Below are 25193 nucleotides of genomic sequence, written 5' to 3'. Positions count from 1 at the left end.
GCGGAAGCGGCCGGAGCCCCTGCCGCCGGAGAGATTCCGTCAGGACTCCTCAGCCGGCTCCTCGCCCGCGGGGAGGCCGGAGTGGGCGACGGTGATGCGGCGGCCGGTGCCCCGGCCCGTCTCGAGCTCGTCCACCAGGGCCACGGCGTAGTCCTCGGCGCTGATGAAGCTCCTGCCGTCGGCGTCGGTGAGCAGCTGGTCACCGCCCCGCCGGTAGGCCCCCGTGCGCTCCCCCGGCGCGATCTCCGCCGGGGGCGAGACATAGGTCCAGTCGAGATCGCCGGCCCGCGTGCGGATCAGGTCCAGCAACTCGGCCTGGGCCAGCGCCTCGGCCTTGTAGAGGTCGGGGAATCCGGGGGTGTCGACGAGCCGAGTCCCCGGCGCCACCTCCAGGCTGCCCGCTCCCCCGACGACCACCAGGCGGCCTACCCCCGACGCGCGCAGCCCCTCGAGCACGCCGTGCCCGGCCGCGAGCAGCGGGCCCGACGCCTCCGAGCCGTCACGCGGCGGCGCGATCGCGAGGACCACGGCGTCGTGGCCGGCGGCGAGCGCGGCCACGGCCGGGGCGTCGCTCGCGTCCGCCCTCTCGGTCCCCTCGGCGCCGCTGCGGGTCACCCCGGTGACCTCATGTCCCCGCGCCCGGGCCTCGGCCGCGATCCGGCTCCCGATCATGCCGCCGGCTCCGATGAGCAGAATTCTCATGACATACCTCCACTTTCTTCCTACGATGGTCGCGGAAGTGAAGGTATCCATTGGATACTGGTTACTTCAAAGTTCTCTTGATACCCTTTGGAAACTATGAAGCGCGGAAATGCGTTCGACCCGAACTGCCCGACCCGGCTGGTCCTCGACCGCATCGGCGACAAGTGGTCGGTGCTGGTCGTCCTGGCCTTGCTGGACGGCCCCCAGCGGTTCACCACGCTGCGCAACATGATCAATGGCGTCACCCCCAAGGTCCTCACGCAGACCCTGCGCGCGATGGCCGGTGACGGCCTGCTGACCAGGCGCGTCTTCGCCGAAGTGCCGCCGCGCGTGGAGTACGAGCTGACTCCGCTCGGGCGGACGCTGCGGACCCCGATCCAGGCCATCACCGACTGGGCCGAGGAGAACGTGAACGAGGTCATGGCGGCCCGCGAGGCGGCTCTCAAGGAATGACGCGAGTGCCGCCGCGCCGCCGCGAAGAGATCACCGGTCTCGGGGCAGGTGGAACATCTCGGACTCCATGTCGAAGAAGCGCCGGGTCCGCCCGCGCGGGGTCATGCCGAGTCGGCGGCAGACGGCCATGGACGCCTCGTTGCCCGGCATGACCAGGGCGTAGACCTCCTCCAGCCCGGAGGCGAAGCCTCGCTCGACCGCGCCCCTGGCGGCCTCGGTGGCATAGCCGTTCCCCCAGGAGTCGGGGTGGAAGTGCCAGCCCGCCTCCACCTCCCCCTCTCCCCCCGGGATCGGCCGGAACAGCACGGTCCCGGCCGCGACCGCCGTGTCGCGGACCTCGACCGCCCAGGATCCGAACCGGCGATCCCGCTCGTGGAAGGCCCGCCAGCGATCCACCGCCGCTGCCGCCTCGAAGGTGAAGGGCGGCAGCCAGCGGGTGACCTCCTCACGGGAGTAGAGGTCGGTCACGCGGTCGAGATCGGCCTGGTCGTGGGTCCACTCACGGATGATCAGTCTCTCGGTCTCATAAACGGTCATGGCACAACTGTCGCCGAACCGGTCACGGCACGCGTCACCCGTCAGGCGGATGGAATCCTGGCCACCATGACGGGCGTCGTGGTGGGCTGTTCGGAGCCGCCCTCCGGTTCGACCGTCAGGCCGACCCGGTCGTCGCCTTCGAGCGGGGTGGCCAGGACAGGGGCCGTGACGCCGCCGGAGGTGCGCTCCAGCAGCCCCGCCGGGCGGACGCCGCCGGACCCCATCAGCCACAGCTGGTACACACGCGAGCCGGGCAGTGCGGGAAGGCCTCGCGCGGTGAACACCATCCGCCCCTCCGCCCGCGACATCACGATGGTGCCGGTGCCCCCGGAGGAGACGGGGCGCCTGACGGTCTTGGCGTCGGGGGCCGCGATCACGGCCACGACCCGCTGGAGCGCGTCACGCTCCCGCACGGCGTCCACGGCGACGACGCCGAGAAACACCGCGGCCGCGCTCGCCACCGCCACCAGGCCCGTCGCGACACGCCCGCGCCACGGAGAGCGGGGCCTGAGCCGTACCACGTCGCCGGGTGGCGGCTCGGCGGAGCGCTCCACCAGCGGCGGTTCCTGGCGCACCTCAGCGATCCGCTCCATGACGCGGGCCCGCAGCGAGGCGGGCGGCGTCTCGGCGGCTCCCGCGGCGAGGCGGGCCGCGGTCTCCGAAAGGCCGCGCACCTCGACGGCACAGGCCTCGCACCTGGCCATGTGGTCCTCGAAGAGCGCCACCTCCCGCTCCGGAAGGGCGTGCAGCACGTAGGCGCCGGACAGGGTGTGGAGATCCTCGTTCATCGCTCCACCCCCATGCAGTCGCGCAGTCGCACGAGTCCGTCGCGCATCCTGGTCTTGATCGTGCCGAGCGGCACCTTGAGCAACCCGGCCACCTCCGGGTAGCTGTAACCACCGTAGTAGGCGAGCGTCACCGCCTGCCGTTGCAGGTCCGTCAGGCCTCCGAGGCAGCGGCGCACCCGCTCCCCTTCCAGGCGGGCGGTGACCGTTTCGGAGACCTCGTCGTAGGCGACCTCCCCGGACATCCGGGAGACCCGCTCCTCCCGGTCGGTCGAGGCCTGCGCGGACCTGACCCGGTCCACGGAGCGGCGGTGGGCCATGGTCATCACCCATGAAAGGGCGCTGCCGCGCGTCCGGTCGTATCTGGACGCGGTGCGCCACACCTCGACCAGGACCTCCTGCGCCACCTCCTCGGCCTGCGCGCGGTCGCGCACGACCCGCCGGGCGAGACCGAAGACCGGTCCGGCCAGAAGGTCGTAGACCCGGTCGAACGCCTGTTCCTGTCCCAGCGCCACCTGAGCCAGGAGATCCTCCAAGCCGGTCCCCGCTCCGGGGACCGGCGCCTCTGAGGGCTCACGCTCTGTCCTCACACCTCCCCATTCGACACCGGGTGACGACCGGATTGCCAGGGAGAGTGTTTTCTTCGCGGCCACCCTGTGAGAGAATTTCAATGGGTGATGAATTATGAATCGGAACACATGCGTGATCGCCGGGGGCGGCCCGGCGGGGGCCATGCTCGCGCTGCTGCTGGCCCGGTCCGGCGTCCAGGTGACACTCCTGGAAAAACACGGCGACTTCCTGCGTGACTTCAGAGGCGACACGATCCACCCCTCCACGCTGCAGGTCCTCGACGAGATCGGGCTGGCGGAGGAGTTCCTCAGGCTTCCCCACCGCAAGATGTCCTCCATGGAGTTCAAGACCGACGACGCCACGGTGCCGGTCGCCGACCTGTCCAGGCTGGACGGCAAATACGACTACATCGCGTTCGTTCCGCAGTGGGACTTCCTCAACCTGGTGACGAGCGCCGCGAGCCGCTATCCCAACTTCCGCCTCGTCATGAACGCCGAGGTGCACGGCGTGATCCGCGAGGGCAACGCGGTGCGCGGAGTCCGCTACCGGGACCCCGAAGGCGAGCACGAGATCCGGGCGACGCTCACCGTGGCCGCCGACGGCCGCCGCTCCGACGTGCGCAGGGCCGCCGGGCTCGTCCCAGTCGAGCACGGCGCGCCGATGGACGTGCTCTGGTTCCGGCTGCCGCGCGAGTCCGCCGACCCCGACGAGACGTTCCTGCGGCTGTCCACCGGCCACATGATGGTGGCGATCAACCGCGGGACCTACTGGCAGCTCGCCTACATGATTCCCAAGAACGGTTTCGACGCCCTGCGATCCCGGGGCATCGAGGCGCTCCGCGAGCCGGTCGGCAGGTTGCTGCCCTTCCTCAAAGACCGCGTCGAGCTGCTGTCGGACTTCGGCGACGTGAGCGTGCTGTCGGTCGCGCTCAACCGGCTGCGCCGCTGGCATCGTCCGGGCCTGCTGATCATCGGCGACGCCGCGCACGCCATGTCCCCGGTCTTCGGCGTCGGCATCAACCTGGCGGTGCAGGACGCGGTGGCCGCGGCCAACCTGCTGGCCGGACCGCTCGCCGCCGGAGCCGAAATCCCCGAATCGCTGCTCGCCAAGATCCAGCGCCGCCGCATCCCGCCCACTGTGATCACCCAGTTCGCCCAGCGCGTGGTGCAGAACCTGGTGATCCGTCCCGCCCTATCCGAGAAAGCCCGGCCGGTACGGCTGCCGCGCGACATTTCCCGGCTCCCGGTGATCAGCTCTCTGGCCCGCCGTTTCATCGGCCAGGGCGTCCTTCCCGAACATGTCAGGACCCCCATGAAGTCTCATCATGCGTAAAGAACGTTCTCAATACGTGGACAATGGGTCGGCGCTCCCACGTAGTTGCAATAGCCTGGTATGTCGTGAGCATCAACCTCGATTCCTGGCGGCAGCTGCCCGCGGCGCAGCAGCCCGAGTGGCCCGACCACGGCGAGCTGGACAAGGTCGTCGCCGAACTCAAGGGGCTGCCGCCCCTGGTGTTCGCCGGGGAGTGTGACAACCTCAAGGAGCACCTGGCGGCGGTGGCGCGGGGCGAGGCCTTCGTGCTGCAGGGCGGCGACTGCGCCGAGACGTTCGCCGGAGCCACCGCAGACGACGTGCGCAACAAGCTCAAAACGCTGCTGCAGATGGCGATCGTGCTCACCTACGCGGCGAAGGTGCCGGTCGTGAAGATCGGCCGGATGGCCGGGCAGTTCGCCAAGCCCCGGTCCAAGCCGACCGAGGTCCGTGACGACGCGGAGCTGCCCGCCTACCGGGGCGACATGGTCAACGGCTTCGACTTCACTCCCGAATCCCGCATCCCCGACCCCTGGCGGCTGCTGCGCGCCTACCACTCCTCCGCGGTGACGCTGAACCTGGTCCGCGCCTTCACCAAGGGCGGCTACGCCGACCTGCGCCTGGTGCACGCCTGGAACCAGGACTTCGTGGCCGAGTCCCCGGCCGGCAAGCGCTACGAGCAGCTCGCCCGGGAGATCGACCAGGCGCTGGCGTTCATGCGCGCGTGCGGGGCCGACCCGGAGGAGTTCCACAGCGTCGAGTTCTACTCCTCGCACGAGGCGCTGATCCTCGACTACGACCGGGCGCTCACCAGGATCGACTCCCGGACCGGCCGGCCGTACGACGTGTCGGCGCACATGGTCTGGATCGGCGAGCGCACCCGCCAGCTCGACGGCGCGCATGTGGAGTTCTTCTCCCAGATCCGTAACCCGATCGGGGTGAAGCTCGGCCCGACGACGACGCCCGAGGACGCCCTCGCGCTGATCGAGAAGCTGAACCCCGACAACGAGCCCGGGCGCCTGTCGTTCATCACCCGCATGGGCGCGTCGAAGATCCGTGAACACCTCCCCACGCTGGTGGAGAAGGTCACCGCGAGCGGCGCCCAGGTGGCGTGGATCTGCGACCCGATGCACGGCAACACCTTCGAGGCGCCCAGCGGCCACAAGACCCGCCGCCTGGACGACGTCCTGAACGAGGTGGCGGGTTTCTTCGAGGTGCACGGCGCGCTCGGCACCCACCCCGGCGGCATCCACATCGAGTTCACCGGTGACGATGTCACCGAGTGCGTGGGCGGCGGCCTGGAGATCGCCGAAGACGACCTGGCGCTGCGCTACGAGACGGCCTGCGACCCCCGTCTCAACCGGAGCCAGTCGCTGGACCTGGCCTTCCGGCTGGCGGAGCTGTACCGCGCGGTCTGAGCCTTCGGAGGCGTTCGCACGCGAAAGCCCCGCGCCCTCACGGCCGGCCCCGGGAGCCGTCGCGACCCCTGAACGGATCAGGTGTCGCGACGATCCCGGAGCCCGAGGCCGCCGGTCGCGGGGCTTTCCCTATCGGGCGTCAGCCGTTCTGGACGCCCATCTCGTTTGCGAGCTCGGCCCGGATCGCGTCCATGTCGAGCGCGCGGACCTGGCTGATCAGGTCTTCCAGAGCGGGCGCGGGCAGCGCCCCGGGCTGGGCGAACACGACGATGCCATCGCGGATGGCCATGATCGTCGGAATTGAGGTGATCTCGAACCCCTGCGCCAGGCCCTGCTCCGCCTCAGTGTCGATCTTGCCGAACTTGATGTCGCCGTGCTTCTCCGACGACTTCTCGAAGATCGGCCCGAACGTGCGGCACGGCCCGCACCACGCCGCCCAGAAGTCCAGCAGGACGATTCCCTCGTCGGCGATTTCGTTGAAGTTCTTCTCGGTTACCTCAATGGTCGCCACCTGTGGCTCCTCTTGTCGTTCACGTCTGTACGGCTGGCATAACCATTTCCCCGCCCGGGGCATTCCATCCGCCCCGGGCGCCCCGGATGCCGTACGCCCCTCTAACGCCCCGGCAGGCTCAGGCCGATGACCACCGGGTCGTGGTCGGAGGAACGGAACGCGTCGGGCCGGTAGAGGTCCGGCGGGTTGTATTCGGTGTTGTAGTCGAGGATCCGGCTCTCGTCGGAGTTGATGTGCCAGATCGTCGCGCCGGTCACCCGCTTGATCAGGCCCTTGCCGGCCAGGGCGTGGTCCAGCTCGCCGACCTGGCCGTCGAAGAGGTAGCTGTAGCGCAGCGGCGCGGGGATGAACCTCTTGGTCACACTGGCCAGGCCGCCGGCCTCCAGCGTGTCGAGCGGGTCCTCCTCGCCGTAGGCGTTGAGGTCGCCCAGCACCAGCGGGTTGGGCAGCTCCAGGCTCTCGATGAGGCCCAGCGTCGCCTTCGCCTGGCGGACGCGCTCACCGTTGTAGCAGCCCTGGCCGTCGCCCTGGTCGGCGTCGGGGCCGGTGGCGTTCGCGTCGCACCCCTTCGACTTGAAGTGGTTGACGACCATCGTGAACGGCTGCCCGCCCTGGACCCGGCGGAAGGTCTGGATCAGCGGGGGGCGCCGGAAGACCGGGTCGGTCGAAGACTGGGCCGCGCCGACGAGCTGGAGCTTGGCCGGCTTGTAGATCATCGCCACGTGGATCAGGTCCGTGCCGGGGTTCGGGTGGGTCAGCGCCGCGTAGGTGCCTGCCCCGACCTCGGCGTTGAGCGCGTCCACCAGGGCCTGGAGCGCGGTCTGGCCGTTGTTCTCGACCTCCATCAGGCCGACCACGTCGGCGTTCATGCCCTTCAGCGCCGCGACCAGCTTGGCCAGCTGCCGCTGCTGCTCCTCAGCGTTGCCGGCACCGCGCGAGCGCAGGGTGGTGAACCAGTTGAGAGTGTTGAAGCTGGCCACCTTGACGTTGCCGAGCACGGGGAGCGGCGCGGGCAGGCGCGGATTGGTCCGCAGGAAACCGATGGGCTTGGTCGGCTGGAGCCGGTACTTCCCGAAGCCGTATCCCAGCACGCCGGTGGCGCCGAACGCGGTGTCGCCCAGCCGGACGGTGTGCGGGTCGGTGTAGGGAATGGCCGGCGGGTTCTCCTTGGTGGAGCCGTCGTCCACGAGCAGGGTCCGGCGCGCGTTCGCGGCGGCGTCCACACCCGGCCGGTCGGTCGGCTGGAACACGCGGCCCCCGGAGGAGACGGTGATCTCCCCGAAGCGGCCCAGGTTGTAGTGGTCACTGACGGTCAGCGGCCCGGGGAAGGTGACGAGCATGCTCTCGACCGGCTCGAAGGTCGCGCCCTCGGCCAGCGGCAGGCTCTGCCGCGCCGGCGTGATGGCGCCCGTGCCGCAGACGTCCACGGCGGTGACCGGCGACAGCTCGGTCCAGCCGTTGAACTCCACGACCTTGCCGGTGACCAGCACCCGGTCACCGGCCTTGACGTCCTTGAACGAGCTGCGGGCGAAGGCGAACAGGCCCTCCGAGGTGGCCGGATCGGCGTCGGGGGTCTCATCCTGCAGGAAGAACCCGCCGAGCTGGCCCGTCTCCTGGAAGTCCGCGGTCACGACGCCCTCGACGCGGACGGTCTGGCCGGCCAGCGGGCTGGCGTCGCCGTTCCCCTGCACCTGGGCGATCTGGTGGGTGGCCGGGGTCTCGCACGGCTCCTTCGTCGGGGTGGGAGTGGGCGTCGGCGTGGGGGTGGGTGTGGGTTCGACGGTCGGGGTCGGCGTGGGAGTCGGCGTGGGGGTGGGCTCGACGCCGCCGCAGGGCGCCGGGGCGGTGGCCCGGTTGCGCGGCGCGGGGGCCGCGGTCTCCACGTCCGTGCCGTTGACGTCGGTGTCGGCGCACCCGTGGTCCTTGCGCAGACCGGCCGCGGCGCCGGAGAGGGCGGGGGCCGCGGTGCCCTCGAAATAGTTCGCGGTGCCGTATCCGATGAGGTCGCCGATCAACGCCGTCTGCTCCGCCGTACAGGGGGTGGAGCCGCCGTTGCAGGCCAGGCCCTCCGCCGAACGGGCCAGGACGACCTTGCCCGCGCCGGCGCTCATGTTGATGGCGCCGGTGGTGTCCGGTGCGGGCAGCGGGGCTCCGTTGGCGCCGCCGCTGAGTTGGACGAGGTGGTACTGGCCGGGTGCCAGGACGCCGGACAGGGGCACCACCGGGTTGGCGCCGAAGTTGCCGGTGCCGGTGGCGCTGGCGTACTGGACGGACCATCCGTCCAGCGTGACGGGCGCGGAGGAGCGGTTGAACAGCTCGACGAAGTCGTTGGCGAGCGGTGCGCCGCTGTTGCCGCCCCCGCCGTAGACCTGGCTGATGACGACGTTGCCCGGTTCCGCCAGGGCCGGGGCCGAGGTGAGGGCCGTCACTCCGACGACGCCGACGCTGACGGCCGCGAGGGCGGCGAGCGTCCTGGGTAAAACGCTGGATAAAGCACGCATGATCGGGAGCGTAGAGCTCCTTTGATCTGGAGACACTTACCTATAAGTTGATAGAGAGTGAAATAAGCGAATATTGACACTTCATGTCGATCAAGCGGTCTCAGATATGGCTTGCCTTGACCTAGATCTCGCTTTGTCGCCGTCTGTGGGTATCACTCGGTCATGAGAACTCTGGACGTGGGTTGGGTAACCTGCGCCGCCTCCCCGGAGTGCGCCGGATCGGCGCGGCAACCGTACGGACGCTGTCTGGCACACCTGGATCACGGCGAACTCGACGAGGTCGTCCGCGACCTGTCCCCCGGCTCCGCGATCGACCTGCGGGGCACCACCGTCGGCATGCACCTGCTGGAGCGGATCCTGGCCGCCACGCGCAGCCACCTGGGCCGGGCCAGGTTCGACCGGGCGGTCTTCCCCGAGGAGGCCCGGTTCGGCGGCGTCGTGTTCGGCGGGGACGTCTCCTTCGACCACGCCCGCTTCCACCGCCTCGCCTCGTTCTTCGATGCGCGTTTCGCCGGAAACGCCTCCTTCAGGGAGGTCAGATTCGCCAAGGAACTGTCCATGCACGGCGTCACCGTCACCGGGCACGCGGCCTTCGACCGGGTCTCCATCGGCCGCGACGCGCTGTTCGGCACGGCCCGGTTCGAGCGGACCGTGTCCTTCGAGAGCGCCGAGCTCCATGGTTTCGCCACCTTCGACGGCACCCGGTTCACCGGTGACGCGACCTTCCGGGGATGCCGTTTCGGCCGGGCCGTGTCGTTCCGCAAGGCCGAGTTCGGCGGGCTGGCCGGATTCGAGGTGGCCCGGTTCTGGGCGGGCGGATACCTGACTCCCGCCACCGTCGGCCGCCGCCTGACCCTCCTCGGCGCGTGGGCCGGCAACGGCCTCGACCTGTCCGTCAGCGGCTGCCCGGTGGACCTGCGGCGCCTGTGGGTGACCGGTCGGCTGGCCGTTCGCCTCGACGACGCCGACGCCGACCTTGAGGGCGCGACGCTGCTCGGCCCGGCCGTGGTCAGCGGGCGGGGCACCGCCCGGGTGACCTCACTTCGCGGGGTGGACGCCGAGGCGCTGGAGCTGACCTGCGTGGACCTGAGCGACTGCCGCTTCAGCGGAATCCGTCACCCGGAGCGGCTCCGGCTGACCGGCTGCGCGTTCGCCACCACCCCGCGCGGCGTGCGGTTCGCGCTGCGCTGGCCGCCGCTGCGCTGGTGGACCCGGCGGCGCACCCTCGCCGACGAGCACATCTGGCGCGGATGGTCCCGCTCCGAGGCCGAGCCTCCGACCCCGCACCGCCTCGCCGTCCTCTACTCCCGCCTCCGCTCCGGAGTGGACGACAAGGCCGTCGCCGCCGACTTCGCCTTCGGGGCGATGGAGATGCGCCGCATCACCAGCCGGTCATCCGGGCGCTGGCTGCTGTCGCTCTACTGGATCCTCAGCGGGTACGGCCTGCGGATGAGCCGCGCCATGGGATGGTTCGTCCTGGTCGCGGCCATCACGGCCGGAAGCTTCCTGGCGAGCTCGGTCTCCCACGCCGCCCGCCGCCCGATCGGCCCCCGAGCACCCGCCCCGGGGATCCACCTGTTCCATTAGGCGGGCGCCCTGTGGGACATCCAGGCTGCCGCGGCCGGAAAGGCCCTCCGGCGTTCGCGGGCGACGTGAGAGGAGAGAGGTGAGGCGGGACGGCTGGAGGCGTGACTCAGTCAGGGTCGCTCGAACGCATCCAGGAGTCGACCAGGAACTGCTCGATCGAGTCCGTGCGGTGAGTCCCACGCCGGATGTTCGCGTTCTGCAGCTCAAGCACCTGCTGCGGGGTGCACCAGCGGGCGTCGACGAGTTCGTCACCGCTGAGGTCGATCTCCTCCGACAGCGCCGTGGCCCTGAATCCCAGCATCAGACCGGCGGGGAACGGCCAGGTCTGGGAAGCCAGATATTCGACCGGGCCGACCCGCACCCCGGCCTCCTCGAACACCTCCCGGCGCACCGCGTCCTCCACGCTCTCGCCGATCTCGACGAATCCGGCCAACGTGGAATACGCCCCTCCGGCCGCGCCGCGGTGCCTGCCGAGCAGGCACCGGCGAGGCTCCCCCGGAGCTTCGACCAGCACGATCACCGCAGGCTCGATCCGCGGGAAGAGCAGCTTTCCGCACGACAGGCATATCCGCAGGTGGCCGCCGTCGCGGCTCTCGGTGCCGCCGCCGCACACACCACAGAAACGTTGGTTTCGATTCCAGTGCAGGATTCCGCGCGCGTAGGCCAGGGTCGCGGCCTGCTGGGCGTCGAGCGTGGAGAACAGCTCGCGCACCTCCACGCTCCTCACCGCCCCCACCACGCGCAGCGCCTCCCCCTCGTCGAGAGCGGACAGGTCGGTCGCGAACAGCGCCGCCCCGGCATCAAGCCCGAGAAAGACGGGTTCCTCTCCCGCTTCGGAGGCGGGCAGCGTCACCAGACCCATGTCGGTGACCAGGCACTTATCCCGCCACAACGGGATGACCGTGCTCCCCGCCGCCTGCCGGCGCGTATCGATCCAGGCGGGATCGCCGCGACGGACGGACGCCCGGTCCAGCCGAGTCCCGTTGTACGGCAAGACGGTCTCTGTCATCGGCGGCTGCCTCCATCACGATCGGCCGGTCTCTCCCCGGTTGCCCGGAGGTTGCTCCGAGGCTGCTCCGAGCCTAGAGCCGACGCCGTACGGCCACCTGCGAGGGCACGTCCCGTGACTCGCACGGCTTGTGACGGGCAGGAGACCTTCCACCGGTCGACCCCGGGTCTTTTCAGGGTGGTCCCCGATGCGGCCGACCCACGGCCGCGGCCACAATGGGCGGCAAATACGCTGGAGGGACCCGGCGACTGGAGAGAACATGGCGAGCCCCCACGTCATCGACGACTACGTGCTCGGACTCAGCCGTACTCTCAAAGGCCCGAGGGGTCCCAAGCTCGACATGGTCACCGAGGCGCGTGACAGCCTGCTCGACACCGCCGAGGCGCTGGAGAGCGACGGCCTGGACCGGGCCGAGGCGGAGCGGGTCGCGGTCGAGGAGTTCGGCCCGATCAGCGAGATCGCGCCGGGCTACCAGGAGGGGCTGAGCGTCGCGGCCGGGCGCAGGCTCGCCGGCCTGCTGTTCGTCAGCGTGCCGTTCACCGCGGTGATGTGGAGCGTGATCTGGCGCCTCTTCCCCGCCGACCCGGCGCTCTACGAGCTCAAACCCGGCTGGTTCACGCCGGTCGCCCGCGGCCTGGACATCCTCCAGATGCTCACCGGCGTGCTGGGCGGCGCCGCGTTGCTCGCCCTGGGCCGGGGGCTGCGCAGGATCCGGCGGCCCCGGCGCGTCACCCGGTCTCTGGCCGTGTTCGTCTGGGTCATGCTGCCGGTCACGCTGGTGCTGTCCGCGGCGCTGATCTACGGCTCGCGGGACCCGGCCGGTCTCTTCGGCTACCCGCCGAGCGTGGCCGTCTCGCTGGTGAGCGACGCGTTCCTGTTCCTGCAGCTGTACGGCGCCGGCCAGTGCCTCCGCGCCACCGCCCGCCGCCCGTCCACCGCGTAGAGCGCGACCCCGGCACGCTTCAGCGGCTCCAGCACGCTTCACCGCGTAAAGCGCGGCTCCGGCACTTTTCACCGCGTCGAACGCGACCCCGGCACGCTTCACCGCGTCGAGCGCGGCTCCAGCACGCTGCCGATCGCACCGGCGAACTTCTGCCAGGCCGTACGCTCTCCGGCGAGGGCCCTGCGGCCCGAGGAGGTCAGGCGGTAGGTGCGCCGTCTGCGCCCGCCCACCGTGGCCCACTCGCTGGCCAGATATCCCGCCTGCTCCAGGCGGCGGAGCGCCGGATAGACGGTGCCGGTCGGCACGTTGAGCGCGCCCCCGCTGCGCTCCTGCAGCGCCTCGATGATCGCGTAGCCGTGCAGGGGGTCGTGCTCCAGCACGGACAGCAGCAGGGCGTCCATATGCCCCCGGAGCGCGTCGGCGTTCATGCGACCTCCTGCGACTGCCCCTCGAACGCGGCGTCACCGCGACTGTCGGCTCGCTCACTCACCTCGTCACCCTACCTCTCGTATAGGCACTCTACGCGTAGGCGTGCTACATGTAGAGTGTCTACATGTAGACAAACATAACAAGGGAGGCGAAGCCATGGACGTGCTCGACCTGGCCCGGACACAGTTCGCGGTGACGGGGAGCCTTCATTTCCTGTTCGTCGTGCTGACCCTGGGCATGGCACCCCTCGTGGCGATCATGCACACCCGCTACGCCATGACCGGCAAGCCGGTCCACGAGCGGATGACCCGCTTCTGGGGCCAGATCTATGTGATCAACTATGCGCTCGGCATCTTCACCGGCCTGGTGATGGAGTTCCAGTTCGGGCTGAGCTGGAGCGGCCTGACGCACTACGCGGGCGACATCTTCGGCGCGCCGCTCGCGGCCGAGACGCTCGGAGCCTTCTTCCTGGAGTCCACGTTCCTGGGCCTGTGGATCTTCGGCTGGCACCGGCTGCCCAGGTGGCTCCACCTGGCGTGCATCTGGCTGGTGACGCTGACCGCCTACGTCTCCGCTTTCTGGATCATGATGGCCAACTCGTTCCTGCAGAATCCTGCCGGAGCCGTGGAGCGGGGCGGTCACCTGGTCCTGACCGACTTCGGCGCGCTGGCCGCCAACCCCATGCTGACCATGGCCCTTCCCCACGTGCTCGGCGCGGGTCTGTGGACCGGGGGTTTCGTGGTGATGGGAGCCAGCGCCTACCACCTGTTCAAGCGCACCGCCGAGCGGGAGTTCTTCACGCGCTCGCTCCGCCTGGGAGTGGTCGCCTCGTTCGTCGGCTCGCTGATCACGGTCGGTTTCGGCTACGCGCAGTTCGGCCCGATCTCCCAGTTCCAGCCGGACAAGTTCCACACGTCGGTGGCCGGTTCCACGCTCGGGTTCATGCTCTTCATCGGGCAGATGCTTCAGTTCCTCATCATGTTCGTACTGCTGCCCGTCGCGTGGTGGCTGCCGCGCTGGCGGTGGGCGCAGCCGATCCTCATGATCATCACCCCGTTGCCGTTCCTGGCCGCGATCTGCGGCTGGCTGACACGCGAACTCGGCCGCCAGCCATGGCTGATCAACGGCAAGCTCACCATCGCCGACGCCATGTCCCCCGGTCTCACCTCCGGAATGGTCACCATGTCCTTCATCGGTTTCGCCGGAGTGCTCGGCCTGCTCGCGGTCGTCGACTACATCCTGATCGCCCGCACCGTCCTGCGCGGGCCCGCCGCCGTCACCCTCGGCGCGTACGGCTCAACCGACTCCCCCGCGCGCACCCCCGCGCTGAACTTCTAGGACAGACGATGGACATCCTCTGGTTCGGCGTTTTCGCCCTGCTCCTGATCGGCTACTTCGCGTTGGAGGGCTTCGACATCGGCCTGGGCATGCTGCTGCCCGTGCTCGGCAGGACCCCTCGGGACAGGGACAGGATCGTCGCCGCCATGGCGCCGTTCGTCCTGGCCAACGAGGTGTGGCTGGTGGCCGTGGCAGGCGTGCTGTTCGGCGTCTTCCCCTCGATCGAGGGAGAGGTGCTGTTCGGCCTCTACCCGCTGGTGGTCTGCCTGCTGGTCTCGTGGATCCTGCGCGACGCCGGGCTGTGGTTCCGCCGCCGCCTCGACGGCCGCGCCTGGCGGGCGGGCTGGGACTGGATGATCTGCATCGGTTCGTACGGCCTGGCGCTGAGCTGGGGCATGGCACTGGCCGCGATGGCCGGCGGCCTGTCCGGACCGGCGGTCGGCCTGCCCGGTCTCGGCTGCGGGGCGGTGGTCATCGCGGCGCTCGCCTTCCACGGCTGGACCTTCGCCTCCTGGCGGCTGCCCGGACAGGTGACCGGCGCGAGCCGTACCGGGAAGGCGCTCGTGACCTCGGCATGCGCGGCGGCCGCGCCCGCGGCGGTGCTGCTCGCCGTACTCGCCCCGTGGATGCTGGAGCACACCGCGCCGGCGGGCACACTGAGTGTGTTGAGTGTCATGATTCTGCCGTTCGCACCGATCATGGTAAGTGCGCAAGTATGGGTGTGGCGCACGTTCGGCCCCCGGCGTGCGGCCGATCAGTTCCCGTCGTTCTTCTAAGGTTCCCTCTAAGGTTCGCATGCACAAGGATCTCGTACGGCTGGCGCGCAGCGAGCGAGCCGTCCGCCGCCACCTGGCCTTCTGCCTGGCCGCCGCGATCCTCGCCGGACTGCTCGTCCTGGTCCAGGCGGAGTTGCTCGCCGGCGTGCTGTCCGGCCGGTTCGCGACCTCGGCGCTGGCCCTGCTGGCGCTGGTCGTCGGTGTCCGGGCGGTATTCGGCCTGGTGCAGGGCGTCGCCGCCGGGCACATGACCACCGGTGTGAAGTCGGTGCTGCGCCACCGGCTGCTGTCGCGGCTGCAGGAGCTGGGCCCGGCCCGGCTGAGCTCGCACCGTTCCGGTGAGCTGGTGACGCTGACCGGCCGGGGCCTGGACGCCCTCGACCCCTACCTCTCGGGGTATCTCCCCGCGGTCGCGGTCGCGGGTGTCGTGCCGATCGCCGTGCTCGTCCGGCTGTTCGCGGCCGACCTGGCCAGCGCGGTGATCGTGCTGGTCACGCTGCCGCTCATCCCGATCTTCGGGGCGCTGGTCGGCATGCACACCAAAGCCGTCACCGAACGGCAGTGGCGGGCCCTGTCCCGCCTCGGCGGGCACTTCCTGGACGTGGTCCGGGGCCTGCCCACGCTGCGCGCCTTCGGCCGGGCCCGGTTCCAGGCCGAGGTGATCCGGCAGGTCGCCGACGCCCACCGAGCCGCGACGATGCGCACCCTGCGGGTGGCGTTCCTGTCGTCGCTGGTACTGGAGCTGGCCGCGTCGCTGTCGCTGGCGCTGGTCGCCGTGCCGGTGGGCCTGCGGCTGCTGTCCGGGTCGCTGGAGCTGTCGACCGCGCTGCTGGTGCTGCTGCTCGCACCGGAGGCGTACCTGCCGCTGCGCACGATGGGCAACAAGTTCCACGCGGCGATGGAGGGGGTCGCGGCGGCCGACCAGGCCTTCGCCGTACTCGACGGGCAGGCCGGGCGTCCGGCCTCGGCCGGCGAGACGTCCGGCACGGACGCGACCACGGGAGCGGACGCGGGAGCAGGAGCAGGCACGGCTCCGGAGATCCGGCTGGAGAACGTCACCGTGCGCTATCCGGAGCGGGAGGAGGCCGCGCTGGAAAACGTCTCACTCGTGATCGCGCCCGGTGAGCGGGTCGCGCTGGTCGGCGAGAGCGGCGCGGGCAAGAGCACCCTGCTCCACCTCCTGCTGGGTTTCATCACCCCCACGACCGGCAGGGTGCTGGTCGACGGCGTCGAGCTCACCGACCACGACTCCTGGCGTGCCCGGCTGGCGTTCGTGCCGCAGCGGCCGCACCTGTTCGCCACCTCGGTGGCCGACAACATCCGGCTCGGTTCCCCCGGCGCGACCTTCGACGAGGTCCGGGCCGCGGCGAGGGCGGCCCACGCCGACGAGTTCGTGACGGCGCTGCCCGAAGGCTACGACACGGTGCTCGGCGAGCGCGGCGCGAACCTGTCGGCCGGGCAGCGGCAGCGGGTCGCGCTGGCCCGGGCGTTCTGCCGTCCGTCGGCGGACCTCCTGCTGCTGGACGAGCCGACCGCACGGCTCGACGGCCGGAGCGAGGCCGCGATCGTGACCGCGACCCGCGATCTCGCCGAGGGCCGCACCGCCGTGATCGTGGCCCACCGGCCCGCGATGATCGATCTGGCCGACCGGGTGATCCGGCTCGCCGACGGCCGCGTGGTGTCCACCGAGCGCATCGGAGCGTCTCGATGAGGCGCGCGGGCGGACGGCTGGCTCTCGCCGCGGCGGCGGGGGCGGCGGCCGAACTGGCCGGGCTCGGGCTCATCGGGACGGCGGCGTGGCTGATCACCAGGGCCGCCGAGCAGCCGCCGCTGGCGGCGCTGAGCGTGGCGATCGTCGGGGTCCGGGCGTTCGCGACGAGCAAGGGCGCCTTCCGGTACGGCGAGCGTCTGGCCGGGCACGACGTCGCGCTGCGAGCCCAGGCGACGACCCGGGAGCGGCTGTACCAGGCGCTCATCCCGGCCGGGCCGCTGAACCATCGGGGAGCCGACCTGCTCAGCCGGATGGTCGACGACACCGACGCGGTGCAGGACCTGCTGGTCCGCTGCCTGCTTCCGGCCGTGGCGGCTCTGGTGACCGGGGTGGCCGCGGTGACGATCGCGCTGTTCCTGCTTCCGGCGGCGGCGCTGGTGCTGCTGGCCGGTCTGGTGATCGCCGGGGTGCTGATTCCGGCCGGGACGGCCGCCGCCGCACGGCGCTGGTCGGCCCGGATCGCCCCCGCACGCGCCGACCTGGCCGCCCGGGTCGCCGACCTGGTGCACGGCTGCGCCGACCTGGCCGCCTACGGAGCGAACGACAGGGCGCTGGCGGCCTGCGCCGAGGCCGACGCCCGGCTGGCGAGGCTGGAACGCAGGCAGGCTCGGGCGAACGCGGTGGCCGTGGGGCTCGGCGCGCTCACTCAGGGCCTGACCGTGCTGGCGGTCATCCTGGCCGCCCGGAACGCCGGGACGGGCACGGTCGCCACGGCGGTGCTCGCGCTGACCTCGCTGGTGTCGTTCGAACCGGTGCTGCCGATGGCCGCGGCCGGAGAGCGGCTGACCGGGGTGCTCGCCGCCCTTCGCCGCCTGCGGGAGGTCCGCACCACCCCGCCCGCCGTGACCGAGCCCGTCTCCGCCGCCCCCGTCCCCGGCGGACCGCCGACCGTCGAGATCGACGACCTGGTGGTCCGGCACGGATCCGGCCGCTCCCCGGCCCTCAACGGCGTCAGCCTGACCCTCACTCCCGGCAAGCGCGTCGCCCTGGTCGGCCCCAGCGGCGCCGGCAAGAGCACCTTGCTGTCCGCCCTGATGCGCCTGGTGGAGCCCGAGTCGGGCACGATCCGGCTGAACGGGGTGGAGCTACGGGAGCTGTCCTCGGATGACGCCCGGCGGATGATGACGGGGCTGACCCAGGACCCGTACGTGTTCCAGGCCTCGCTGAAGGACAACCTGCGGCTGGCCGGGCCGGACGCCGACGAGGACGCCCTGGCCGACGCCGTACGGCGGGCCCGGCTGGAACGGTGGGTGAAGCAGACCGGGTGGGACACCACGCTCGGAGAGGACGGGCGGACGGTGTCCGGAGGGCAGTTGCAGCGGCTGGCGCTGGCGCGGGCGCTGCTGCACGACCCGCCGGTGCTGTTGCTGGACGAGCCCGCCGAGGCGCTGGACGAGGAGACCGCCGACGCGCTCATGACCGACCTGCTGGACGCGACCCACGGCCACACGACGCTGCTGGTCACGCACCGCCTGCGCGGGCTGGAGCAGGTGGACGAGATCGTCGTGCTGGAGAACGGCTCGGTGATCCAGCGGGGCACCCACGAGGAACTGGTGGGTGCCGACGGCTACTACCGCGACCTGTGGCGGTCGGAGGCGCTGGTCAAGTAGGAGCCGCGGCACGGAGGCGACAGCTCTGAGACGCCGGCCGGCGGAGTTCTCCGCGGGAGGCTCGGGGGCGCGTCGCCTCTGGCCCGTCATGTGCCCTCACCGTGGCCTTGCGGTGCATCCGCCTGGCCGATCCGCCGCGTGGGAGAGGGTCCGCGGAACACGCTCCGGGAGGCCGGGGTGGCACCTGCCCGCGAAGTTGAGTTGACAGCGCAATGTGGTTTACAGTTCAAACCATAGGTTTGCGATTCAAACTTCTTTGCACCCCCGAGGGGACGCCGTGGACGATGACGAGCGGGCGCTGAGTCCGGAGGAGATGCTCCGGCTGATCGAGCAACAGGGTTCCGTGGCCGCCCACAGGCTCACACCCGACCCGGTGCCGCACTATCTGGCGTGGGGCGTCGCCTGGTTCGTCGGATTCGGCGCGCTGTTCCTTCACCACGGCCTGTCCGGCACGCCGTACGTGCCGATCCCCTTCCCCGTCGTACTGACGCTGCTGTTCGGGTTGATGGCGCTGGCGATGCTGGTCAGCGCGCTCACCATGTGGCAGCTTCGCAGCCCGGTGCGGGGCGCGTCCCAGACGCGCGGCATGATGTACGGCTTCGCCTGGTCCTTCGGCTTTCTCTCCATGTGGGCGATCGCCATCCGGTTCGGCACACAGCTTCCCCCCGCGGAGAACAGCCTGTTGTGGGCGAGCCTGTCGATGATGGTGGTCGCCATTCTCTACATGGCGGGCGGGGCCCTCTGGCTCGTCCGGCCGATGTTCGTCCTCGGCGCGGGAATGGCCGTGCTCAACGCGGTCGGCACCGCCGCCGGGCCGGGCTGGCACGCCCTGCTGATGTCGGTGGGCGCCGGAGGTGGGTCCATCGTCGGCGGTCTGCTGCTGCGCCGGAGAGGCCACGGATGACACCCGAGCTCGATCCGGTGATCCACGCACAGGCCCGGCTACGGGTGGTCGTCACGCTCAACGCCCTGCCCGAAGGGGACCAGATCACCTTCCCCGGCCTGAAGGACCTCCTCGGGATGACGGCGGGAAACCTGTCGGTGCACCTCACCAAGCTTGAGGAGCCCGGCTACATCGAGATCACCAAAACTCACCGGGGACGCACCCCCGTCACCTATGTCGCCCTCACCCGGCGGGGCCGCCTCGCCTTCGAGAACTACACCGCGGCGATCCGCGAACTGCTGGACACGGCCGTGACACCGCCCCCCGGCGACAACAGCTGACATCCATCCAGGAAAGAAGGTTTCCGCCGATGACGGAGATACTGACGCGGGCCGTCGAGGTCACCCGCCGCTACGGGGACGTGCTGGCGCTGGACGGCGTCTCCCTCGACGTCCGGCAGGGTGAGCTGGTCGGCCTGCTCGGCCCCAACGGCGCCGGCAAGTCCACCCTGATCAACCTGCTCGTCGGACTGCGCAGGCCCAGCTCGGGCCGGGTCGAACTGTTCGGCGGCTCCCCCGCCGACCCCGTACGGCGACGCGGCATCGGCGTCACCCCGCAGGAGACCGGCCTGCCGCCCACGCTGCGGGTCGGCGAGGTCGTGGACTTCGTCTCCGCCCACTACCCGCGGAGCGCCGACCGGGGGGCGCTACTGGAGCGGTTCGCCCTGTCCGGGCTGGACCGCCGCCAGGTCGGGGGGCTGTCGGGCGGGCAGAAGCGACGGCTCGCGGTGGCGCTGGCGTTCGTCGGCAACCCCCGGCTGGTCTTCCTCGACGAGCCGACCACGGGCCTGGACGTCGAGGCCCGCCGGGCGCTGTGGGACGCCATCCGGCACTTCCACGCGGACGGCGGCACCGTGGTTCTCACCAGCCACTACCTGGAGGAGATCGAGGCGCTGGCCGAGCGGGTGGTGGTCATCGGGCAGGGCCGGGTCCTCGCCGACGACACCACCGCGGCGGTGCGCGACATGGCGGGCATCCGCCGCGTCACCCTGGTCTGCGACAGCCTCCCCGAGCTGCCCGGCGTCCTGAGCACAGAGCACGACGGCTCCCGGACCCACCTGCTCACCGCCGACGCCGACGCCTTGGTCCGCGACCTGGTCCGCGCCGACGTCCCCTTCTCCGGCCTGGAGATCCGCCCCACCTCTCTCGAGGAGGCGTTCCTGGTCATCACCGCCCGCGCGCCTCAAGCCGCCTGAGCTTCCAAAAGAGGACCACCCCCATGTCCCTCCTGTTTACCCATACCAAGTACCAGTTCCTGGAGACCGTCCGCATCCCGATCGCGGTGATCGGAAACAGCTTCTTCCCCGCCGCCTCCATGCTCTTCTTCGTGGTGCCGTTCGCCGGGGACCACCCGGTCGGGGCCACGCTGGCCAGCGCGTCGATGATGGTCTTCGCGGTGATGTCCAGTGCCCTGTTCACCCACGGCCTGGGAGTCTCCGAGGACCGCGCCCAGCCGTGGGACCCCTACACCCGCACCCTCCCGGCGGGAGCGTGGCCGAGGTTCGGGGCCAGGCTGCTCAACGGGCTGCTCTTCACCCTCCTCGGAATCGTTCCGGTGCTGGTCATCGCCGCGCTGCTCACGGAGGCCAGCGCGACGCCCGCCCAGCTCCTGCTCGGGCTGGGCGCCCTGGTGGTCGCGTCGATCCCGTTCACCCTGCTGGGGCTGTTCATCGGCTACGCGCTGCCGTCCAAGGCCGCGATCGCGGTGGTGCAGCTCCTTCTCTTCCCGATGGCGGTGGGCGGCGGGCTGCTGATGGACCCGATGAACGCACCGGCCTTCATCGGCCTGATCGGCCCCTACCTGCCCAGCCGGGGCGCGGTCGAACTGGTCTGGGCGGCGGTCGGCCACGGTACCCCCGGGACGCTGCCGCTGGTGATGTTCGCCGTCTGGAGCGCGGTCGCCGGGGCACTGGCCGTGTGGGCCTACCGGCGTGACGAGGGCCGCCGCTTCGCCTGAACGTCAGGGCTCTTTCGCCCGGGAACGCCCGGTCCTGGGAACACCTCCCGGGGAGGCGTTTCCCAGGACCAGAGGCTCCCGTGCGCCCGGCCCCCGAAGACGAGACCCGGCCACCGGCTCCGGGGAGGCGTTATCGGGACTCGGTGCTCCCAGGCATCCGGGCCCCGGAGACAAGACCCGGCCACCGGGTCCTCGAAACGGGTGTGCCGCCGGGACCGTCCGTGGTCCCGGCGGCACATCCGTCCGCGGAAATTCGTGAAAGTTCGCGGGAACTACTCGCCGGTCTTCTCGGCCAGGGTCACGGTGGTGGTCTGGGGCCGGCCGTCGCGGACGTAGGCGATGGTCACCTTCTGCCCCGGCTTGAAGCCGCGGACCGCGCCGACCACGGTGGCGGAGTCTTCCACCGGAGTGTTGTCGATCTTGGTGATCAGGTCGCCCTGCTTGATCCCGGCCCGGGCCGCGGGGCTGCCGTCGGTCACCTGGCCGACCAGTGCCCCACCCGCGTCGCCGGTGGCGTCGGTGACGCTCACGCCCAGGAAGGCGTGGGAGGCCTTGCCGTTCTTGATGAGCTGTTCGGCGACCTGCCTGGCGGTGTTGATCGGGATGGCGAAGCCGACACCGATGCTGCCCTCGCCACCGTTGGTGGCGATGGCGGTGTTGATGCCGATCACCTGCCCGGCCGCGTTGACCAGCGCGCCACCGGAGTTGCCCGGGTTGATCGCCGCGTCGGTCTGGATGGCGCCGCCGATGGTGGTGGACGCGCCGCCGCGCTCCTGCGGGCCGTCGCCCCAGCCCGGCGGCATCTGCTGGCCACCCCAGCCGGGCGGCATCTGCTGCTGCGAGCCGCCAACGGTCAGCGTGCGGTTGAGGGCGCTGACGATTCCGGCGGTGACCGAGCCGGACAGTCCGAGCGGGCTGCCGACGGCGAGCACGGAGTCGCCCACCTTGAGCCGGTCGCTGTCGCCGATGGAGGCCGCGGTGAGACCGGAGACATCGTTCGCCTTGATGACCGCGAGGTCGGTGGCCGGGTCGGTGCCGACGACCTTCGCGGTGGCGGTCTTGCCGTCGCTGAACTTGACGGTCACCTGGCCGCCTCGCCCACCGGCCTCCACGACGTGGTTGTTGGTCAGGATCAGGCCGTCGGCGGACAACACCACGCCGGATCCCTCGCCTCCGCCGTTGCCGGTCTTGACCTGAATGGACACCACCGCGGGCTGAACGGCCTTGGCGACGTCGGCGACCGTGGTCACGTTGCCGACCGGGTTGACGACGGGAGCGGAGACGGGGATGGCCGTCACGGTGCCACCGTTGAAAGAGGTCGCGGCGAAGGCCCCCGCCACTCCGCCGCCGACGGCCATCGCCGCCAGCGCGAGACCGGCGCCCAGCTTCTGCCCGAAGGTGAGGGGAGTTCGCTGGGCGGGCACCGCGGGCGCCTGGGCCGTGAGCGCCTCCGGCACCGGGTGAATCAACGTCGGCTCCGGCCCGGTGTCCCTGCCCGCGCTGAAACCGCCGGCGCGCGGTGGCACCTTTCCAAACTGGCTCCAGCCGTCATTCTCAGGGGTCGTCTCGGCCGGGGTGGTGTTCTGCTCATTCTTGTTCGGGTCCATGTCATCCCCCAAGTCCTACGTCCGCCCGCGGGTTGCCGGAGCGGCGACCAGTGCTTCCCGGTACCCAAACGATGCCCGAGGGTGAGTAAGCCCAGGTTAAGGGGATGATCTCGACGACCCGAATCCTCTGACAACCGCCTTATCAGCCGTGGTCAGACAGGGTCCGGCGGCACGGAAACCGCCTCCCACAACTTTCTCCCGGCCTGGACGTAGGTGAAAGGGCCAATGATCGGCCTCCCCGCCGGGCAGCCGCTTGATGGCTGCGACCCGCGATGAGGAGGCCCCTCGTGTCCGAAACCAACGTCGTCGCTTTCAACCCCGATCGCCCCAGATGCACCCGTCGTCCAAAGCCCTCCATACCCGCGGGGACGCCATTGCCTGCGCTCCTCGGCTCCTGGCAGCTCACCCTGGAAGCGCAGAAGAAGGCCGACCCCACGATCTACCTGTACACGCGGACCGCCCGCGCCTTCATCACCTTCCTTGAGAAGAACGGCCTTCCCTGCGACGCGGAGAGCGTCACCGAAGCCGGAGCGCTTCACACCGACTCTCTCACCCTCGGCTGCGCATGGTTGGTCGCCCGTGTCCTGTTGGTCACCGAGTACGACGCCCTCGTGGAGGAGGCCGTCAAACTGGTCCGTCGCCCTGCCCGATCTGAAACAATGATCACATTGTGATCTCACCGCCTCCACGCCCCACCACCTACGCGGATGTGACCCTGTGCGCTGACGGAAGCGCACGGGTCATCCCGTTCGTCCTCCCTCTGAACGTGCCCGAGGAGTCGATGTCCATGACCGTCCGCGAGTGGCTCCGACTCGATGAGAGGGCCATGATGGTCGGCATGCTCGACCAGGCGGCGATCATCGCCCGGCTCAAGGAAATCCGGCTCGCCCGCGGACTGACGATCCAGTACGTCGCCAACCAGACAGGGATCCACCGGTCGATCATCGCCAAGTTGGAGCGCGGCAAGCGGAAGACGTTCAACCTTGATGAGGCCCGGATGCTGTGCGATGCGCTCAAAGTCGATCTGCGAATGGTGATCAGTGATCAGCCCATGTCGATCACGACAACGGCCTACGCGGTCGGATAGACGTCCGATACGTCATAGTCAAGCCTTGACTTGCGGAATTTGATCAGGCCTGCAACGCAGGATCCCAGCAGAGCTATGCCCTCAGACGGGAAAGTCTGAGGGCATTTCGCATTTCCGGAGGTGGACATGTCCTCCGACCCTCAACCTCACGACGTCGTCACACCGACACAGGTCGCCCGCGAATGGGGCATCCCCGCTGGCACGGTTCGCTCCTGGATCTCCCGCGCCGGGCTCGAACCCCTCGGGAGAATCGGCCGCTACAACGTGTACGACTACCGCCAGTTGGCGGAGCTGGAACGCGCCCACCACGCCGCTTGACCCCTTAGACGCGCACTCACAGAACAGGCGTGGTCGCCGTACTAGGCGGGCATGTTGATCGCCATGGGACGAATCGCTGGTTGCGCTATGGTCCTCGCCGTCGTGGTGGTCATCGGGTTATTCGTGATCGTTGGCGGGTTAGGTGTGGTCTTCGGCGGCAACCATGTCCTGAAGGCAGACAGCGTGCACAACTTCCTGTACGCCCTCCAGCAGGGCTACATCCACACGTGCGGGAACCCAACAGTCAACCCCCCACACGTCGTCATCGACGAAAAAGCAAGTACACAGTTCGCCGCGAAACTCGACACCCAAGACTGCGAGCAGGCGCTACAACTGGCCAAGCAGAAGCTCCAGGGTGTGAACATCGAGGAGATCTCGCTCGACCTGGTTGACGACAGAGGCGAGGACTACATGCGGGAAACCCGCTTCGACCTCGGCCCCAACCCACTCGGCATCAAGTATGTGTACGGGCGAGATGACTCCTTCGAGTTGAAGCCATACATCACCGAGATCGGCTGACCGCCCGCACGGCCTGGCCAGACCATGCCAGCCGCTTTACGCTCCGGTCGTGGCAGACATCAACTACCTCGACGCGTGGGGCATGTGGCTGGACGGCAGGTCCACGCTCGGCACCGATTCGACCTGCTCGCCTCATGACTCTTCGCTGATCCGTCAGCCCTCACCCGTAACCTCTCCTCTTGTCCGTCGCACCTGTCCCGCCCCGCCCACCCCTGGTGGTGTACGGCTCCCGCACAGCCGCCGAAAAGGTCCGTGAGGCATCCGGCGAGGCATGGTTCACCCAGGTCCGCTACAGCGATGGCCGCCCCTTCTCAGAAAATCTGAGCTTCTGCTATCGCCTGAACCACGCAGGCATCCCGGTGTTCGTGCACACCGGAGTCAAACCGTTCACCACAAAGCGCTGTGGTTCGGCGAGGATGAATATCAACTGTTCGAGGCCGCGTATCGGACGCCGCGGTACAGACGGCGACAGACACGATGGAGAAAGCCGCTCATCGCAGAAGAGGGTGTAG

The 25193-nt window shown here is 70.0% G+C and carries 26 protein-coding genes; 17 read left to right on the top strand and 9 right to left on the bottom strand.

What is annotated here, in order from left to right; translation table 11 throughout:
• Window positions 1–39: 39 nt before the first annotated feature.
• Window positions 40–702, bottom strand: coding sequence for an NAD(P)-dependent oxidoreductase (locus tag ACFY2X_RS08435; protein WP_389934297.1), 663 nt, complete (start codon window positions 700–702; stop codon window positions 40–42).
• Window positions 703–798: 96 nt separating this feature from the next.
• Here ACFY2X_RS08435 and ACFY2X_RS08430 point away from each other — a divergent pair, with 96 nt between their 5' ends.
• The gene (locus ACFY2X_RS08430; protein WP_389934294.1) at window positions 799–1155 is read left to right on the top strand and encodes a winged helix-turn-helix transcriptional regulator; all 357 of its coding nucleotides are present in this window, start codon (window positions 799–801) and stop codon (window positions 1153–1155) included.
• Window positions 1156–1185: 30 nt separating this feature from the next.
• Here the strand turns inward: ACFY2X_RS08430 and ACFY2X_RS08425 are convergent, their stop codons facing one another.
• The 3 genes from ACFY2X_RS08425 to sigK are packed head-to-tail and all read right to left on the bottom strand — an operon-like array spanning window position 1186 to window position 3013.
• Window positions 1186–1692: a GNAT family N-acetyltransferase gene (locus tag ACFY2X_RS08425; protein ID WP_389934291.1), complete on the bottom strand. Its 507-nt coding sequence runs from the start codon at window positions 1690–1692 to the stop codon at window positions 1186–1188.
• A 41-nt stretch (window positions 1693–1733) separates the two neighbouring features.
• Window positions 1734–2480, bottom strand: a complete 747-nt coding sequence (locus tag ACFY2X_RS08420) for an anti-sigma factor domain-containing protein (RefSeq protein ID WP_389934288.1) — start codon at window positions 2478–2480, stop codon at window positions 1734–1736.
• Window positions 2477–3013 (bottom strand): ECF RNA polymerase sigma factor SigK, encoded by a 537-nt coding sequence (gene sigK, locus ACFY2X_RS08415; protein ID WP_389934285.1) that lies wholly within the window; start codon window positions 3011–3013, stop codon window positions 2477–2479. The genes ACFY2X_RS08420 and sigK overlap by 4 nt, the downstream gene beginning before the upstream one ends.
• A gap of 148 nt (window positions 3014–3161) precedes the next feature.
• On the opposite strand from sigK, the gene ACFY2X_RS08410 reads away from it, so the two are divergent.
• The gene (locus ACFY2X_RS08410; RefSeq protein ID WP_389934282.1) at window positions 3162–4379 is read left to right on the top strand and encodes an FAD-dependent oxidoreductase; all 1218 of its coding nucleotides are present in this window, start codon (window positions 3162–3164) and stop codon (window positions 4377–4379) included.
• A gap of 65 nt (window positions 4380–4444) precedes the next feature.
• Window positions 4445–5776, top strand: a complete 1332-nt coding sequence (locus tag ACFY2X_RS08405; RefSeq protein ID WP_389934280.1) for a class II 3-deoxy-7-phosphoheptulonate synthase — start codon at window positions 4445–4447, stop codon at window positions 5774–5776.
• A 139-nt stretch (window positions 5777–5915) separates the two neighbouring features.
• On the opposite strand, the gene trxA is transcribed toward ACFY2X_RS08405, so the two are convergent.
• Window positions 5916–6287 carry a thioredoxin gene (gene trxA / locus ACFY2X_RS08400; protein WP_389934277.1) on the bottom strand — a complete coding sequence of 124 codons (372 nt, stop codon included), beginning with the start codon at window positions 6285–6287 and terminating at the stop codon, window positions 5916–5918.
• Between the two features lie 101 nt (window positions 6288–6388).
• Window positions 6389–8788, bottom strand: coding sequence for an ExeM/NucH family extracellular endonuclease (locus tag ACFY2X_RS08395; protein ID WP_389934274.1), 2400 nt, complete (start codon window positions 8786–8788; stop codon window positions 6389–6391).
• A 162-nt stretch (window positions 8789–8950) separates the two neighbouring features.
• Between ACFY2X_RS08395 and ACFY2X_RS08390 the strand changes: the two genes are divergently transcribed.
• Window positions 8951–10375: a pentapeptide repeat-containing protein gene (locus ACFY2X_RS08390; RefSeq protein ID WP_389934271.1), complete on the top strand. Its 1425-nt coding sequence runs from the start codon at window positions 8951–8953 to the stop codon at window positions 10373–10375.
• Between the two features lie 106 nt (window positions 10376–10481).
• On the opposite strand, the gene nudC is transcribed toward ACFY2X_RS08390, so the two are convergent.
• On the bottom strand, window positions 10482–11384 hold the full coding sequence (nudC, locus tag ACFY2X_RS08385) for an NAD(+) diphosphatase (RefSeq protein ID WP_389934268.1): 903 nt from the start codon (window positions 11382–11384) through the stop codon (window positions 10482–10484).
• A gap of 259 nt (window positions 11385–11643) precedes the next feature.
• Between nudC and ACFY2X_RS08380 the strand changes: the two genes are divergently transcribed.
• A complete protein-coding gene (locus tag ACFY2X_RS08380) occupies window positions 11644–12327 on the top strand; it encodes a permease prefix domain 1-containing protein (protein ID WP_389934265.1) in 684 nt (227 codons plus the stop codon).
• Between the two features lie 98 nt (window positions 12328–12425).
• On the opposite strand, the gene ACFY2X_RS08375 is transcribed toward ACFY2X_RS08380, so the two are convergent.
• The gene (locus ACFY2X_RS08375) at window positions 12426–12755 is read right to left on the bottom strand and encodes a PadR family transcriptional regulator (RefSeq protein ID WP_389934262.1); all 330 of its coding nucleotides are present in this window, start codon (window positions 12753–12755) and stop codon (window positions 12426–12428) included.
• Between the two features lie 157 nt (window positions 12756–12912).
• Here ACFY2X_RS08375 and ACFY2X_RS08370 point away from each other — a divergent pair, with 157 nt between their 5' ends.
• From ACFY2X_RS08370 to ACFY2X_RS08335, 8 genes are all read left to right on the top strand, one after another.
• A complete protein-coding gene (locus ACFY2X_RS08370) occupies window positions 12913–14094 on the top strand; it encodes a cytochrome ubiquinol oxidase subunit I (RefSeq protein ID WP_389934259.1) in 1182 nt (393 codons plus the stop codon).
• 8 nt (window positions 14095–14102) lie between these two features.
• Window positions 14103–14870, top strand: coding sequence for a cytochrome d ubiquinol oxidase subunit II (locus ACFY2X_RS08365; protein WP_389934256.1), 768 nt, complete (start codon window positions 14103–14105; stop codon window positions 14868–14870).
• 19 nt (window positions 14871–14889) lie between these two features.
• A complete protein-coding gene (cydD, locus tag ACFY2X_RS08360) occupies window positions 14890–16581 on the top strand; it encodes a thiol reductant ABC exporter subunit CydD (RefSeq protein WP_389934254.1) in 1692 nt (563 codons plus the stop codon).
• Complete coding sequence (gene cydC, locus ACFY2X_RS08355; protein ID WP_389934251.1) at window positions 16578–18251, top strand: thiol reductant ABC exporter subunit CydC; 1674 nt, start codon at window positions 16578–16580, stop codon at window positions 18249–18251. The genes cydD and cydC overlap by 4 nt, the downstream gene beginning before the upstream one ends.
• 277 nt (window positions 18252–18528) lie before the next feature.
• Entirely contained in the window at window positions 18529–19155 is a 627-nt protein-coding gene (locus ACFY2X_RS08350; protein WP_389934248.1) for a hypothetical protein, read from the top strand.
• On the top strand, window positions 19152–19475 hold the full coding sequence (locus ACFY2X_RS08345) for a transcriptional regulator (RefSeq protein ID WP_389934246.1): 324 nt from the start codon (window positions 19152–19154) through the stop codon (window positions 19473–19475). The genes ACFY2X_RS08350 and ACFY2X_RS08345 overlap by 4 nt, the downstream gene beginning before the upstream one ends.
• 29 nt (window positions 19476–19504) lie before the next feature.
• On the top strand, window positions 19505–20389 hold the full coding sequence (locus ACFY2X_RS08340; protein WP_389934243.1) for an ABC transporter ATP-binding protein: 885 nt from the start codon (window positions 19505–19507) through the stop codon (window positions 20387–20389).
• Between the two features lie 23 nt (window positions 20390–20412).
• Window positions 20413–21150, top strand: a complete 738-nt coding sequence (locus ACFY2X_RS08335; RefSeq protein WP_389934240.1) for an ABC transporter permease — start codon at window positions 20413–20415, stop codon at window positions 21148–21150.
• A gap of 272 nt (window positions 21151–21422) precedes the next feature.
• Here the strand turns inward: ACFY2X_RS08335 and ACFY2X_RS08330 are convergent, their stop codons facing one another.
• Complete coding sequence (locus tag ACFY2X_RS08330) at window positions 21423–22757, bottom strand: S1C family serine protease (RefSeq protein WP_389934238.1); 1335 nt, start codon at window positions 22755–22757, stop codon at window positions 21423–21425.
• 287 nt (window positions 22758–23044) lie between these two features.
• Here ACFY2X_RS08330 and ACFY2X_RS08325 point away from each other — a divergent pair, with 287 nt between their 5' ends.
• The 4 genes from ACFY2X_RS08325 to ACFY2X_RS08310 all read left to right on the top strand — a co-directional run bounded on the left by ACFY2X_RS08325 (window position 23045) and on the right by ACFY2X_RS08310 (window position 24681).
• Complete coding sequence (locus tag ACFY2X_RS08325; protein WP_389934235.1) at window positions 23045–23431, top strand: hypothetical protein; 387 nt, start codon at window positions 23045–23047, stop codon at window positions 23429–23431.
• 113 nt (window positions 23432–23544) lie between these two features.
• On the top strand, window positions 23545–23844 hold the full coding sequence (locus tag ACFY2X_RS08320; RefSeq protein WP_389934232.1) for a helix-turn-helix domain-containing protein: 300 nt from the start codon (window positions 23545–23547) through the stop codon (window positions 23842–23844).
• A 126-nt stretch (window positions 23845–23970) separates the two neighbouring features.
• Window positions 23971–24162: a MerR family transcriptional regulator gene (locus ACFY2X_RS08315; protein WP_389934229.1), complete on the top strand. Its 192-nt coding sequence runs from the start codon at window positions 23971–23973 to the stop codon at window positions 24160–24162.
• 51 nt (window positions 24163–24213) lie between these two features.
• Entirely contained in the window at window positions 24214–24681 is a 468-nt protein-coding gene (locus ACFY2X_RS08310; RefSeq protein WP_389934227.1) for a hypothetical protein, read from the top strand.
• Window positions 24682–25193: the final 512 nt, after the last annotated feature.

The sequence above is a fragment of the Streptosporangium sp. NPDC000396 genome (genome assembly GCF_042898655.1).
Taxonomy (GTDB): Bacteria; Actinomycetota; Actinomycetes; order Streptosporangiales; family Streptosporangiaceae; genus Streptosporangium.
Note: the sequence above shows the minus strand (reverse complement) of the source record. Positions and strands in the feature narration are given on the sequence as shown.